The sequence below is a fragment of the Glaciecola petra genome (genome assembly GCF_031846345.1).
GTDB lineage: Bacteria > Pseudomonadota > Gammaproteobacteria > Enterobacterales > Alteromonadaceae > Glaciecola > Glaciecola petra.
This window is the reverse complement of the sequence record NZ_JAVRHX010000004.1, coordinates 80,055-94,873: the sequence shown is the minus strand read 5'-3', so window position 1 is coordinate 94,873 and position 14,819 is coordinate 80,055. Positions and strand designations below refer to the sequence as shown.

The following is a 14,819-nucleotide window of genomic DNA, read 5'->3' as shown; positions in this document are numbered from 1 at the left end:
AGATAACATGATAATGAATTCTACAGGACTCTCACAAGAGCCATCTAATGCACTAGTACCAATGGTCATCGAACAAACCGCTAGAGGCGAGCGTTCGTTCGATATTTATTCACGTTTACTAAAAGAAAACGTCATCTTTTTAGTGGGTCAAGTAGAAGACCATATGGCCAATTTAATTGTGGCTCAGATGCTTTTTCTGGAAGCAGAAAACCCAGAAAAGGACATTTTCTTGTATATCAACTCACCGGGTGGTTCAGTCACAGCGGGAATGGCAATTTACGATACTATGAACTTTATCAAACCAGATGTTAGTACCGTTTGTGTTGGACAAGCAGCTAGTATGGGTGCATTTTTATTATCGGCCGGAGCTAAAGGCAAGCGGTATGCGTTGCCCAATGCTAGGGTGATGATTCATCAACCATTAGGTGGTTTCCAAGGCCAAGCATCAGATTTTGAAATACATGCTAAAGAAATCCTGTCTATTAAAGAGAAGATGAATAGGTTGATGGCAGAGCACACTGGTCAAAAGTATGAAAAAGTAGCCAAAGATACTGACAGAGATAACTTTTTAAGCGCTCAAGATTCGGTAGACTATGGCTTAATTGACAATATATTAAATAGTCGAGCAGACGTTGGTAAATAGCGGTAAACTAATGCGCTATAGACCGTGACAATAACCAGTTGTAAAAGCGTCATATCAAAGAAATAAAGGCAAAATATTATGAGTGATAATCACAGTAAAGAAGGCGACAACAAATTATTGTACTGTTCGTTTTGTGGTAAAAGTCAGCATGAAGTAAGAAAGCTTATTGCTGGCCCTTCTGTGTTTATATGCGACGAGTGTGTCGAGTTATGTAATGACATCATTCGGGAAGAGATAAAAGAAATATCCCCTAAGCAAAAGTCCGATGCACTGCCTACTCCAGCAGAAATTCACAAGCACTTGGATGACTATGTGATTGGGCAAGAGCATGCAAAGAAAGTGCTCGCGGTAGCAGTCTATAATCATTATAAACGTCTTAAAAACGGGGATGTACATGAAGGCGTTGAGCTTGGCAAAAGTAATATCTTGCTGATTGGTCCTACAGGGTCAGGTAAGACCTTATTGGCTGAAACCCTAGCTCGTTTGCTTGATGTGCCTTTTACTATGGCTGATGCCACCACACTCACTGAAGCTGGGTATGTGGGAGAAGATGTAGAAAACATTATTCAAAAGCTTTTACAAAAATGTGATTACGATCCAGAGAAAGCGCAAAGGGGTATTGTTTACATAGATGAAATTGATAAAATTTCGCGTAAGTCAGATAATCCTTCAATCACTCGCGATGTGTCGGGCGAAGGTGTACAACAGGCACTACTTAAACTCATTGAAGGTACTATCGCTTCAGTGCCCCCACAGGGCGGGCGTAAGCATCCTCAGCAAGAGTTTTTGCAAGTAGATACTTCAAAAATATTATTTATTTGCGGTGGTGCGTTTGCAGGACTTGATAAAATTATTGAGCAACGCTCTGCTAAAGGCATGGGAATTGGCTTTGGTGCTGAAGTTAAAACCAAAGCTGAATCTAAAGCAGTGTCGGCTTTGTTTAAAGACGTAGAGCCACAAGACTTAGTGAAATATGGACTCATACCCGAATTTATCGGGAGATTGCCGGTAGTAACGAGTTTGGAAGAGCTTGATGAAAGTGCACTTGTTCAGATTTTACAAGAGCCGAAAAATGCGATTACTAAACAATATAACGCGCTGTTTGCAATTGAAGATACAGACCTTGAATTTAGAGAAGATGCTTTGCGAGCAATTGCTCACAAAGCAATGTCACGAAAAACCGGGGCAAGAGGTTTGCGTTCAATTGTAGAGGCGGTATTGTTAGAAACGATGTATAACTTACCATCTGCGCCTGAAGTTTCAAAAGTTGTGATAGATGAGGCGGTTATTAAAGGTGAATCAGAGCCTTTATTGATATACGAAAGCAGTGACAAAAAAGCGGCTTCGGAATAACAACCTGTTAAACAAAAAACGGGCCAACTTTGGCCCGTTTTTTACCATTTTACTTGGTGAGTGATTATTCGTGTTGCCTCGACACTGGCAACAAATAAAAACAGTTTTGTGCAATCTGAGTTTATTTATAAAAGATAACTTTAAACTTTATTGCTTAATCCCCATATTAAACACAAGAATCAATCGAAAGAGAATAAGATGTCTGATAGTAGTATGCTGACAGGAATGCCAGTACTGGCTTTAAGAGATGTTGTGGTTTACCCACATATGGTCATTCCACTGTTTGTTGGAAGAGAAAAATCTATTCAGTGCCTTGAAGCGGCAATGGATAACGACAAGAAAGTATTCTTAGTGGCGCAAGTTGATGCAGCCATAGATGAACCAGAAACTTCAGAAGTCTTTGAAATTGGAACTATTGCAACCATATTGCAACTATTAAAACTCCCGGACGGCACAGTAAAAGTATTGGTCGAAGGAAATGTCCGAGGCCAAATAAGTGAGTACACGGGCTTGGAGCCGTTTTTTATTGCTAATGTGAAGGTAATGGAAGACGACACTATGGACGATTCTGAACAAGAAGTGCTCATACGCTCTGCAGTTTCTCAATTTGAAGGTTATGTCAAACTAAATAAGAAAATTCCACCTGAAGTACTAACTTCATTAAACGGTATTGAAGATGCAGCTAGGCTTGCCGACACTATGGCTGCGCATATGCCATTAAAACTTGCCGAAAAGCAAAAGGTTCTTGAGATGGAATCGGTTGTTAAACGCATCGAGTTTTTAATGACGCTAATGGAAGGGGAAATAGACCTTCTACAAGTAGAAAAGAAAATCCGTACACGTGTTAAAAAGCAAATGGAAAAAAGCCAACGCGAGTACTATCTAAATGAGCAAATGAAAGCTATTCAAAAGGAATTGGGAGAGCTAGATGACGCACCCGATGAGTTTGAAACACTTAGCCGAAAAATTGAAGAAGCAAAAATGCCAAATGAAGCCAGAGATAAAGTCTTGGCTGAATTTAATAAACTTAAAATGATGTCGCCTATGTCGGCAGAAGCGACCGTAGTCCGTTCCTACATCGATTGGTTAGTCTCTGTTCCATGGCATAAACGCAGCGCCGTGAAAAAAGACTTAACAAAAGCAGAAGTCATTCTCGATAACGACCACTACGGCTTAGAAAAAGTAAAAGAACGTATTTTAGAATATTTGGCGGTACAACAGCGCGTCAAAAAATTAAAAGGGCCTATTTTATGTTTAGTAGGGCCTCCTGGTGTAGGTAAAACATCCCTTGGTCAAAGTGTGGCTAAAGCGACTGGTCGAAAATATGTGCGAATGGCGTTGGGTGGTGTTAGAGACGAAGCCGAAATCAGAGGGCATCGCCGAACATATATTGGTTCATTGCCAGGCAAACTGATTCAAAAGATGTCGAAAGTAGGGGTGAAAAACCCATTATTTTTGCTCGACGAGATCGACAAAATGTCGTCTGATATGCGCGGCGATCCCTCTTCAGCTTTACTAGAAGTGCTCGATCCTGAACAAAATTCTAGTTTTAGTGATCACTATTTAGAGGTCGATTACGATTTATCTGATGTCATGTTTGTAGCAACTTCTAATAGCATGAATATCCCAGGACCATTGTTAGATCGTATGGAAGTTATTCGTTTGGCTGGGTATACCGAAGACGAAAAACTCAATATTGCACAACGTCATTTAATGGCTAAACAAATAGAACGTAATGGTTTGAAAGAGGGTGAATTGTTGATTGAAGAATCAGCGATAGTCGGCATGATCCGTTATTATACCCGTGAGGCCGGTGTGCGTAGCTTGGAGCGAGAGATCTCAAAGGTATGCCGTAAAGCAGTAAAAAATATTTTGCTCAAAAAAGAGAAAGGAACTGTTGTTGTAAATCAAGATAACTTGAAAGATTACTTGGGTGTGCAACGTTTTGATTACGGAAAAGCTGATCAAAATAATCAAGTCGGTCAAGTAACGGGCCTAGCATGGACTCAGGTAGGCGGTGATTTACTCACCATTGAAACAAGCGTAGTGCCGGGTAAAGGCAAAACAACGGCAACTGGTTCGCTTGGCGATGTTATGCAAGAATCTATCAAAGCAGCTATGACGGTTGTAAGATCAAGGGCAGATAAACTGCGCATTAATGAAGATTTTTATGAAAAACGTGATATTCATATTCATGTCCCTGAAGGGGCTACTCCTAAAGATGGTCCTAGTGCAGGTATAGGAATGTGCACAGCTTTAGTGTCTTCTTTAACTGGCAATCCAGTTAAGTGTGACGTGGCCATGACAGGTGAAATTACCTTAAGAGGAGAGGTCTTAGCGATTGGTGGTTTAAAAGAAAAACTACTCGCTGCTCACAGAGGCGGAATAAAAACAGTGATCATTCCTCATGATAACGAGCGTGATTTAGAAGAAATCCCTAAGAATGTTATCGGCGATTTAAGTATACACCCGGTTAAATGGATTGATGAGGTACTCGATATAGCGCTTGAGCACCAAGTTGAATCACTTGAATTCCAAGTAAAATAAAGCTTGAACACGCACTTTTACTCATAAATTGTACAAATAGTGAATAAAATGGTGTTTTTTGTTACTTTTTTTTAAATAAGGTATTCACATTCATCCTGTTTGTGCTACCTTACATAGGGTATTCGCTTAAGGCCTTATTAATAAAGGGATAGACAGCGTTTTATTAAGTTATATTTTTGTTTGGTTTACAGTGAATGGAAAAATCATGACAAACCTGACAATCCAGTATTAAAATTCTTACAAAGCAATATAATAACAAACAAGAGGATCATATTGTGAACAAATCTCAACTTATAGACACCATCGCTGCAAGTGCAGACATCTCTAAAGCTGCTGCAGGTCGTGCATTAGACGCATTGACTGACGGCATCACTGCTGCATTAAAAGATGGCGATCAAGTGGCTTTAGTCGGCTTTGGTACTTTCTCTGTACGTGATCGTGCAGCACGCAGTGGCCGCAACCCACAAACTGGTGAGACTATCCAAATTGCAGCGGCAAAAGTTCCATCTTTCAAAGCAGGTAAAGCACTTAAAGATGCAGTAAATTAAAATTACATTTAGCTTACGTTAAAGGCGATGATTCTTCATCGCCTTTTTTTATGTGAAATATAAACAAATGTGGCATACGTCACCGCCCTTAAGGTTGAATTTTACTATTTTACACTCGCGTATCTTGCCGCAGACAGGTATAATCCAGCTCCAAAAAATTTTATTCAATCTAACTTGTTGGTGTTTGCACTGACACAAAGTAGAACAAAAGGTTGTTGTAAACATGTTACAAAATATTAGAGAAGGCATACAAGGTCCATGGGCAATCGGAATTGTTGCTTTGATAGTGGTGAGTTTTGTCTTTACAGGCGTCGGTAGTTATATATCTTCTTCTGCAACTGACGCAGTCGCGATTGTGAATGGTGAAGAAATTTCGAGCGCTTCACTTGAGATTGCATACGAAAATGAACGAGCAAGATTGCAAGGTCAATTTGGCGAAGCCATTAATTCACTTTTTGAAAGTGAATCATATATCAACCAATTTAGGCAAGATATTTTACAACGCTTGATAGACGAAGAACTCGTTGCTCAGAAAGCAAGCCAATTAGGCCTTAGAGTGAGCGACCAACAAATTAAAGAGACCATTGCCCAAATGCCTGAGTTTCAAGTTATGGGTCAATTTGATAACGAAAATTATCTTGCGACGCTAAGTAGGGCTGGCTTCACTCCGACCGAATTTGCGGAATATATGCGCGAACAAATGTCACGCCAACAATTATTGAACTCATTGAATGGGTCTTCAATTACACTTCCGCATCAGGTAAATCGCGTATTAGCTTTACAAGCGCAGACAAGAAGTGCGATGTCGGTCGAGATTGATATTGAAAATTATAAAGAAGGTATTACGCTTTCTGAAGACGAAATACAACAATATTATGATACGAATATCACAAGTTTTGATACACAAGAGCAGGTCAAATTAGCATATGTAACTCTTTCTTTGGACGACTTACGCGGTCGTGTCGACGTAAGTGATGAAGAGGTAAACACCTTTTATCAAGAAAACCCCGCCAATTACACTTCAATTGAGGTGAGAGAAATTGCACACATATTATTTGAATTAAACGACCAAGAAAGCGCAACAGTCAAAGTCGAAGCTGAAGCGGTGCTTGCAAGGCTAAATCAGGGTGAGGATTTTGCTAGTTTAGCAACAGAGTTTTCTGATGACATTTTGAGCGCTGAAGACGGTGGTAATCTTGGCGTTTTAAATGTTGGTGATTATGATGATGCATTTGAGTCAGCGGCATTCGCTATTGAAACTGAAAACGGCTTCTCTGATGTAGTAGAAACTGAGTTTGGTTTTCATATCATCAAAGTGAGTAAGTTAACGCCAGCGCGATTAACGCCCTTTGAAGAGGTCAAAGAAGACATATTAAGTTCGCTTGTTGATATGAAAGCAGGTGATGAGTTCGCGATTTTGCAGAGTGAAATGGACAATCTTGCTTTTGAAGAGCCTGATTCATTAGAAGCAGTTGCTAACCTTATCAATAAACCTGTTATTGAAACGCCGTTTTTTGAGAACAACCAATTGCCAGCAGGTGTTAACTACCCTCAAGTTAACGACATTGCGTTTTCTAGTGAGCTAATTGATGAAGGTGTTAACAGTACCGTTATGTCGTTATCAGATGAACTAGTGATGGTGACAAGAGTCGCTGAGCATTTGCCACAACGTACACAAGGCTTAGAAGAAGTTCGTACGCAAATTGAAGCTTCACTTAAAGTCGATAAGGCTCAAGAAGAAGCGCTTGCTTTTGCGCAAACTGTGCAAAATGCAATTTTTGACCAGCAGGATACAAATACTCTTTTAGCTGGAAAAGACTTAGCTTGGACAGAGCATTCTGATCTAGCCCGTGCTAGCAACGAGATCCCTGTCGCTATGGTTGATGCAATTTTTGAATTGAATCTTGAGCTAGGCAATAACACGTCAGTAGTTACACTTACGAACGGTAATGTTGGTTTGGTCAAGTTAATTGACGTTAAACAAAATGCAACGCCAGACGAAACGCTAGCGCAAAATGTTGAGCAACGCTTGAAGAATAGTCAAGGACAACAAATGGCTCGTAGCTTTGTTGATGCATTGAGGTCAACCGCTGATATTCAAATTATCCAATAAGATAACAATAAAGCAATTTAAAATGATTAAATTGCCAAACCAAAAAGCTCGCCTTTAAAAGCGAGCTTTTTTGATCATGTTGAACTTTTATGAATCATTAACGCTTAATTACATAATCAAATTAACTAATGAGAAAAAAGCAACAATGACAAAAGAAACGACAGCAATATAAACGAACCCTTGTTTACCTTGTTCTACTGAATATTGGTTAGCGCGCAAATACAAATACCAGATTAAACATAAGGCTAAGGGAAACGCGAACATATATTTGATCATAGTTAAAAATCTCAATCGACCACAATGTATATTTATACGCAGATATTGGCTAATGAGCTTTGTAAAATATAAAAAATAAATAAAAAAACCGAAGTGTGGACTTCGGTTTTTAAAAAGTGTTAAGACGCTTTACATACCAATTAAACACAAGATATGTAATATCAGCTTAAGCTAGTGCTTTTATTTGTGCGTTCAAGCGTGATTTATGGCGCGCTGCTTTATTCTTGTGAATTAAGCCTTTTGTAGCCATTCTGTCAAGAACGGGCACAGCAACCGTAAATGCTGTTTGTGCAGCTTCTTTATCGCCAGCTTCAATAGCGGTGATAACTTTCTTAAGGCAAGTTCTAGTCATGGAGCGACGGCTTGCATTATGCTGGCGACGCTTTTCAGCTTGAATTGCACGTTTCTTAGCAGACTTAATGTTAGCCAAGGTGTAACTCCTAAAATATTGATGTCAAAATTGAGGGTGCGGATTATCAGGGTTATTGTAGTATTTGTCAATGAAATTGACTTATTTTAATGAAAAAAGCCTTAGATAGCATATTAAACTGATGCTACTATCTTTATCATTGTCCTTGTCGTTAGATGTAGCCTATTATTAAGCCAATATGGTCTTAATTAAAACATGCATTCTTACTAGTAAGGGCATCAAAGAATTTTCAACCACAGAGAGTTTAATTACCTTGGATTCGTCACCTAGCCGCTTAGAGTCAACATATGGCTAAACAACTACTAAAAGCAAGCATCATCGTCAGCGCTATGACCTTTTTATCGCGGATATTGGGTTTAATACGAGATATTGTTGTGGCGAATTTTATGGGCGCAGGTGCTGCTGCGGATGTATTTTTTTTCGCAAACAAAATTCCTAATTTTTTGAGGAGGCTATTTGCTGAAGGTGCTTTTGCACAGGCGTTTATTCCAGTATTGGCAGAAGTACAAGCTGAAAATGACGACAAAAAACTAAGAGAGTTTGTAGCAAAAATATCTGGAACCCTCGGTGCGATCGTGTTTGTAACCGCTGTAGTGGGGGTTATAGCATCACCAGTATTAGCTGCAATGTTTGGTATGGGCTGGTTTGTCGATTATGTCAATGATGAACCCGGCGGCCAAAAATTCGAATTAGCTTCATTACTCTTAAAAATTACCTTTCCTTATATTTTCTTTATTTCATTGGCTGGTTTTGTAGGAGCCGTACTGAACACTTTGAATAAGTTTGCTGCCACAGCATTTACCCCAGTTTTACTTAATGTTTGTATTATAGGCTGTGCTTATTATTTAAGTCCTTATGTGAGTGACACTGCATTTGCACTTGCTTGGGGGGTTTTTCTGGGGGGATTTGTCCAGTTAACGTTTCAATTACCTTTTTTGTTTAGGGCAGGTTTGTTGGTTAAACCTAAATGGGGCTGGTCTGATCCCAATGTGAAAAAAGTTCGGGTATTAATGATCCCAGCTTTATTTGGCGTTTCAGTGAGTCAAATAAACTTGTTGTTAGACACCTTAATTGCCAGCTTTTTGATGACAGGATCTATTAGTTGGTTGTATTACTCTGACCGCTTACTTGAATTCCCGCTAGGATTGTTTGGTATAGCTATTGCTACAGTTATTTTACCCACACTCTCGCGCAATCACGTAAGTTCTGACAAGAAAGCTTTTTCAAGGAACATAGATTGGGCACTGCGGCTTATCGCTATTCTTGGTATTCCGGCTAGTGTAGCTCTTATTGTGCTTGCAATGCCGTTATTATTAGTTATTTTTCAACGTGGTGAATTTAGTACCCACGATACTTTAATGGCATCGTATAGTTTGATGGCCTATGCCAGTGGATTATTTAGTTTTATGCTAGTAAAAATTTTTGCACCTGCTTTTTATTCGCGCCAAGATACTAAAACGCCAGTACGCTACGGTATTATTACCATGGCTGCGAACATGGTTTTTAATTTAATTTTGGCGATTCCATTCAGTTACGTCGGGCTGGCAATGGCGACGGCGTTATCAGGTAGTTTGAATGCTTTTTTATTGTATCGCAGGCTCTCTATCTTAGGTGTTTTTAAAATATCTACCAGTACATGGTGGTTTTTAGCTAGGGTATTGGTCGCGAGTTTAATTATGACCTCTGCGATTTATACTTATTCCATGCAGGTAGACTGGTTCGACTTAGTTTTACGAGCACGTATTCTAGAACTCATCGCTACCATTGCTATTGGTGTAGGCGTGTATGGGTGTTTATTGTTGCTTTTAGGGGTGCGTCCCAATCAATTAGTTTCAAATCAAGACACCGGTAAATAAAAATCATTGTCTAAATTCGTAAACACTCGCCACAAAGCGTTGGTAATACTAGCTGACTCGTTTATAATCTACCGCTTTTAGTCATCCCCTTTGTGTATAATTTGAGTAATGATGTCGCCAATTCATGTTTGGCGTAAACAATACATTGTTAAACAAAGTGGTAAGCTCAACATAAGCTCGAATTAGCTGTTTGGAACTATTTAAAGCGTGGAATTAATCAGAGGCCTACAAAACATTAATGCCAGTCATCATGGCTGTGTGTTAACTATCGGTAAATTCGATGGTGTACATTTGGGGCATCAGGCTGTTTTGCGTAACTTATTAGAAAAAGCGCAGTCGCTGAACTTACCCGCCGCTGTAATGGTTTTTGAACCGCAGCCTGAAGAGCTGTTTGCGCCCGAGCATGCACCGGCAAGATTGTCGCTGTTGCGGGATAAATACAACGCACTAAAAGCCATAGGTATTGACCGATTAATATGTGTGCGCTTTACCCGCACATTTTCTAATATGTCGCCAAAAGATTTTGTACAATCTCTTTTAGTGAGGCAACTTGGTGTGAAATTTTTAGTTGTTGGTGATGATTTTAAATTTGGGCATAAACGTGCCGGTGACTACGCACTATTGCAAGCGCACAGCATCACTTCGGGCTTTAGCTTAGCCAGTACACAAAGTTTCAGGTTGCACGACTCGCGTATTAGTTCAACTGCGATTCGAGATGCTATAGCTAGAAGCGATTTTGCATCGGTAAACTATATGTTGGGTAGGGCCTTTTGCGTCAGTGGTAAAGTTGTACATGGTGAGAAAAATGGTCGAAAAATAGGTTTTCCGACTGCCAATATTTTACTCAACAGACATAAATCACCGGTTAGTGGCGTATTTGCTTGCAGAGCAAGAACTAAAGACGCGTGGTACGATGCAGTAGTCAATGTCGGGAATAGACCAACATTGAACGGGACAAAGATTCAGTTAGAGGCGCATTTGTTTGATTTTAATGCTGACTTATACGGACAGCATATAAAAGTCGATTTTGTCGACAAAATAAGAGACGAAAGAAAGTTTGCCGATTTTGCAGCCTTGCAAACGCAAATTAACGTAGATGCCCAAGAAGCAAAACAGATCCTTCGCGATGATACTGCTAAAGCAGTAGTGATTTAAAAATCGGTTTCGTGAAAAAATATTAGATTATTAATAAATGTTGAAAATATGAGTAAAAGAATAAACATGAGTGCCTATAGTGAGTGCCAATTATGAATGACTATAAAGCGACGTTAAATTTACCCGATACTGCCTTTCCAATGCGTGGTAATTTAGCTAATCGTGAACCTCAAATGCTAAAGCAATGGGAAGAAAAAAAGCTTTATCAAAAAATTAGGCAAGCTAAAGCAGGTAAACCTTCATTTATTCTTCATGATGGCCCTCCCTATGCAAACGGTGATATACATATTGGCCATGCCGTTAACAAAATCTTGAAAGATATTATCGTTAAGTCAAAAACTTTGTCTGATTTTGATTCCCCCTACGTACCAGGTTGGGATTGTCATGGCTTGCCTATTGAATTGATGGTAGAAAAGAAAGTTGGTAAGCCCGGTAAAAAAGTGTCTGTTGCAGAGTTCAGGGAAAAATGTCGTCGTTATGCAGAAACACAAATACAGGGTCAGAGTAAAGATTTCCAACGCCTAGGAGTGCTCGGAAACTGGGACCAACCATATAAAACAATGGATTTTAAAAGCGAAGCTGACATTATTCGCGCACTGAGTAAAATTGTACAATCGGGTCACTTAGAAAAAGGCTTTAAACCGGTACATTGGTGCACAGATTGTGCATCTGCATTGGCTGAAGCAGAGGTCGAGTATCAAGACAAGGTTTCGCCAGCTATAGATGTATCTTTCCCAGTAAGCGATTGCTCAGCTTTTGCCACAGCCTTTGGCTTAACAACGGAAGAAATGGCGGCCGTTGATGCAAGTGTTGTTATATGGACAACTACGCCCTGGACTATACCAGCAAACCGAGCGATAAGTTTGCACCCTGAATTACAATACGCATTAGTCGATATGCAAATTGAAGGTGATACGCACCGTTATATTATTGCCAGTGATTTGATGGAATCATGCGCAACTCGTTACCATGCGAGTAGCACTAAGCTGATAGCGCATTGTACAGGAAGTGCGTTAGAAACATTGCTAGTTGAACATCCACTTCTGGACATCAAAGTACCCTTGATATTGGGTGAACATGTCACCACAGAATCTGGTACTGGTTGCGTGCATACAGCACCGGCTCACGGTGTCGACGATTTCAATGTGGGTAAATTATACGACATAGAAGTGTACAATCCAGTAGGACCAAATGGTGTTTATATTGCCGATACACCAATGTTTGCAGGGCAGCATGTATTCAAAGCCAACCAATCTATTATTGATGCGCTAAGTGAAGCAAAGCGTTTAGTATTAAATGTAAAATATGAACATAGTTATCCACATTGTTGGCGTCATAAAACACCTATTATATTTAGAGCGACTCCACAATGGTTTATTAGTATGGACAAAAACGGCCTTCGTGCTGAATCCGTCGAGAAAATAAAGCAAACAAAATGGATACCATCCTGGGGCGAAGAACGCATAAAAGGAATGGTCGAAGGTCGACCTGATTGGTGTATATCGCGACAAAGAACGTGGGGTGTACCTATTTGTTTGTTTGTGCATGTTGCGACTGGCGAATTACATCCTCAGTCCGCCACCATCATGGAAAAAGTGGCGCTTGCAGTTGAATCGACGGGTATTCAAGCATGGTGGGACTTTAGTGATGAGGAACTCATTGGCGCAGATGCAGCAGATTATGTGAAAGTAACCGATACTTTAGACGTTTGGTTTGATTCTGGGGTAACACATTATTTTGTTGTTGATCAGCGAGAGGATATTCAAGCCTCTGCTGATTTGTATCTTGAAGGTTCTGACCAACATAGAGGTTGGTTCATGTCGTCGTTGATGTCTTCAATCGCCATGCATGGCCAAGCACCATATAAAGAAGTATTGACTCATGGCTTTACTGTCGATGCTCATGGTAAAAAAATGTCGAAGTCATTGGGCAATGTTATTGCACCACAACATGTCACTAATAAGTTAGGTGCAGATATTTTAAGGCTATGGGCTGCTTCGACCGACTATCGTGGTGAAATGACCGTCAGCGATGAAATTCTTAAACGTTCGGCAGACGCTTATCGCCGCATTCGAAATACCTGTCGCTTTTTGCTCGCTAATTTAAATGGCTTTGACCCAGCAACGGACTTAGTTGCACCGGCCGAAATGGTTGCTTTAGATGCATGGGCTTTGGCAAGAGCAGAGCAAGTACAAGCGCAAATTTTAGCTGCATATGAAGACTACGATATGCTGATTGTTACACAAACACTTATGCAATTTTGCTCGATTGAAATGGGCAGTTTTTATTTGGATATTATTAAAGATAGGCAATATACGGCTAAAGCAAATGGTATTGCGCGACGGTCTTGTCAAACTGCTCTTTATCACATAATGGAAGGACTAGTGCGTTGGATGGCGCCCATTATGAGCTTTACTGCACAAGAAGTATGGGAAGCTTTGCCCGGCGAACGCAGCGAGTTTGTTTTTACAGATGTTTGGTATACAAAATTACCAAAAGTGGAGGCTTTCAATACTGATCAACAAACTATGAATCATGAATATTGGCAAAAAGTCATGAAAATTAAGGCGGAAGTAAATAGCGCACTTGAAAAAGCACGAAACGCCAAAATTATTGGTGGTTCGCTAGAAGCAGAAATAAGTCTATATTTGAATGAAGCTAATTATGCCTTATTAGCCCAACTAAAAGATGAGTTGCGGTTTGTATTGATCACCTCAGAAGCGAGTATTTTTGCGCAAACAGAATTACACGAAGACTTACAAAAAGATGCTGCGACTGCTGACGAAGGTCTCTACGTAGTAGTCCATAAATCAGAAAACGAAAAGTGTACAAGATGTTGGCATCATAAAGCAGAGGTATCTAGCGATCCTAAACACCCTGAGCTCTGTAACAGATGTATCGATAATGTTGATGGGCAAGGGGAAGTGCGAAAGTATGCTTAATCTACTGAAGCAAACAGGACTCCGGTTTTTATGGATAAGCGTGATTGTATTTGTTGTTGATCAAGCAAGCAAGATGGCGATTGTTAATGCGATGTATGAATTTGAATCCATTCAAATCACCAGTTTTTTCAATCTTTTTTATGTGCATAATCACGGAGCTGCGTTTAGTTTCCTCAGCAATGCAAGTGGCTGGCAGCGCTATTTCTTAAGTGCTGTGGCATTAATTGTAAGCGCCTTAATATTGTGGTGGCTGCGACAATCAAATCGAGACCAGATATTACTTCCAGTGGCGTTTAGTTTTATTTTAGGCGGCGCAATAGGAAATGTTTTTGACCGTATAGTGCATGGCTACGTGATCGATTTTCTGGATTTCTATTATAAGACAAGCCATTGGCCAGCCTTTAATGTAGCGGATTCAGCGATTTTTCTAGGTGCTGTGCTACTTATCATTGATATGTTTAAAAACAAAGAGGAAAATAAAGTAGATGACTGAGCCAGTTGTTGTGACAGATAATAGTACGGTTATTTTGCATTATGACCTAACGTTGGAAGATGGGACAGCGGCAGATAGCACCCGGGTTAACGACAAGCCGGCTAAAATGGTGCTTGGAGATGGTAGCTTGACAGTTAATTTTGAAAGCTGCCTAAAGGGCCTAAAAGTAGGCGATAAAAAGAAATTTACCTTACCACCCGACGACGTTTTTGGTATGCCTAACCCGGATAATATCTATCATGTAGACCGCACCAAGTTTGGGGCTGAAATAGAATTAAAAGAAGGTGCTATTGTCGGATTTGCACAACCTGATGGCAGTGATTTACCTGGTATTATTAGAACAATTGCCGGGCATTCTGTGACGGTCGACTTTAACCATCCTTTGGCTGGTGAAACCTTGATTTTTAATGTTGAAGTGCTCGATATTGTCGATTAAGTGGCCTAATATCAATACTATAATTTG

Annotated in this window: 11 protein-coding genes; 10 read left to right on the top strand and 1 reads right to left on the bottom strand. The window is 40.0% G+C overall.

Annotated elements, in window-relative coordinates; genetic code table 11:
• The first annotated feature begins 13 nt into the window (after window positions 1-13).
• The 5 genes from clpP to RM552_RS13340 all read left to right on the top strand — a co-directional run bounded on the left by clpP (window position 14) and on the right by RM552_RS13340 (window position 7,204).
• Window positions 14-643 carry an ATP-dependent Clp endopeptidase proteolytic subunit ClpP gene (gene clpP, locus RM552_RS13360; RefSeq protein ID WP_311369550.1) on the top strand — a complete coding sequence of 210 codons (630 nt, stop codon included), beginning with the start codon at window positions 14-16 and terminating at the stop codon, window positions 641-643.
• Window positions 644-721: 78 nt separating this feature from the next.
• On the top strand, window positions 722-1,996 hold the full coding sequence (gene clpX / locus RM552_RS13355; RefSeq protein ID WP_311369366.1) for an ATP-dependent protease ATP-binding subunit ClpX: 1,275 nt from the start codon (window positions 722-724) through the stop codon (window positions 1,994-1,996).
• 198 nt (window positions 1,997-2,194) lie between these two features.
• Window positions 2,195-4,543 (top strand): endopeptidase La, encoded by a 2,349-nt coding sequence (gene lon / locus RM552_RS13350; protein ID WP_311369365.1) that lies wholly within the window; start codon window positions 2,195-2,197, stop codon window positions 4,541-4,543.
• Window positions 4,544-4,776: 233 nt separating this feature from the next.
• Window positions 4,777-5,091 carry an HU family DNA-binding protein gene (locus tag RM552_RS13345; protein WP_311369549.1) on the top strand — a complete coding sequence of 105 codons (315 nt, stop codon included), beginning with the start codon at window positions 4,777-4,779 and terminating at the stop codon, window positions 5,089-5,091.
• 223 nt (window positions 5,092-5,314) lie between these two features.
• On the top strand, window positions 5,315-7,204 hold the full coding sequence (locus RM552_RS13340; protein WP_311369364.1) for a SurA N-terminal domain-containing protein: 1,890 nt from the start codon (window positions 5,315-5,317) through the stop codon (window positions 7,202-7,204).
• A 442-nt stretch (window positions 7,205-7,646) separates the two neighbouring features.
• Here RM552_RS13340 and rpsT read toward each other — a convergent pair whose 3' ends face one another.
• Entirely contained in the window at window positions 7,647-7,910 is a 264-nt protein-coding gene (gene rpsT / locus RM552_RS13335) for a 30S ribosomal protein S20 (protein ID WP_311369363.1), read from the bottom strand.
• A gap of 287 nt (window positions 7,911-8,197) precedes the next feature.
• Here rpsT and murJ point away from each other — a divergent pair, with 287 nt between their 5' ends.
• From murJ to fkpB, 5 genes are all read left to right on the top strand, one after another.
• Window positions 8,198-9,766, top strand: coding sequence for a murein biosynthesis integral membrane protein MurJ (murJ, locus tag RM552_RS13330; RefSeq protein WP_311369362.1), 1,569 nt, complete (start codon window positions 8,198-8,200; stop codon window positions 9,764-9,766).
• Window positions 9,767-9,973: 207 nt separating this feature from the next.
• Window positions 9,974-10,921 (top strand): bifunctional riboflavin kinase/FAD synthetase, encoded by a 948-nt coding sequence (gene ribF, locus RM552_RS13325; RefSeq protein WP_311369360.1) that lies wholly within the window; start codon window positions 9,974-9,976, stop codon window positions 10,919-10,921.
• A 92-nt stretch (window positions 10,922-11,013) separates the two neighbouring features.
• Window positions 11,014-13,863 carry an isoleucine--tRNA ligase gene (gene ileS / locus RM552_RS13320; protein ID WP_311369359.1) on the top strand — a complete coding sequence of 950 codons (2,850 nt, stop codon included), beginning with the start codon at window positions 11,014-11,016 and terminating at the stop codon, window positions 13,861-13,863.
• The gene (gene lspA, locus RM552_RS13315) at window positions 13,856-14,356 is read left to right on the top strand and encodes a signal peptidase II (protein ID WP_311369358.1); all 501 of its coding nucleotides are present in this window, start codon (window positions 13,856-13,858) and stop codon (window positions 14,354-14,356) included. Before ileS ends, lspA begins: the two co-directional genes overlap by 8 nt.
• The gene (gene fkpB, locus RM552_RS13310) at window positions 14,349-14,792 is read left to right on the top strand and encodes an FKBP-type peptidyl-prolyl cis-trans isomerase (protein ID WP_311369357.1); all 444 of its coding nucleotides are present in this window, start codon (window positions 14,349-14,351) and stop codon (window positions 14,790-14,792) included. Before lspA ends, fkpB begins: the two co-directional genes overlap by 8 nt.
• The last annotated feature ends 27 nt before the right edge of the window (window positions 14,793-14,819 follow it).

Excerpts from the sequence above, each read along its gene's own strand:
- clpP (WP_311369550.1), top strand. The coding sequence starts at position 14 with ATGAATTCTACAGGACTCTCACAAGAGCCATCTAATGCACTAGTACCA.
- clpX (WP_311369366.1), top strand. The coding sequence starts at position 722 with ATGAGTGATAATCACAGTAAAGAAGGCGACAACAAATTATTGTACTGT.
- lon (WP_311369365.1), top strand. The coding sequence starts at position 2,195 with ATGTCTGATAGTAGTATGCTGACAGGAATGCCAGTACTGGCTTTAAGA.
- RM552_RS13340 (WP_311369364.1), top strand. The coding sequence starts at position 5,315 with ATGTTACAAAATATTAGAGAAGGCATACAAGGTCCATGGGCAATCGGA.
- murJ (WP_311369362.1), top strand. The coding sequence starts at position 8,198 with ATGGCTAAACAACTACTAAAAGCAAGCATCATCGTCAGCGCTATGACC.
- ileS (WP_311369359.1), top strand. The coding sequence starts at position 11,014 with ATGAATGACTATAAAGCGACGTTAAATTTACCCGATACTGCCTTTCCA.
- lspA (WP_311369358.1), top strand. The coding sequence starts at position 13,856 with ATGCTTAATCTACTGAAGCAAACAGGACTCCGGTTTTTATGGATAAGC.
- fkpB (WP_311369357.1), top strand. The coding sequence starts at position 14,349 with ATGACTGAGCCAGTTGTTGTGACAGATAATAGTACGGTTATTTTGCAT.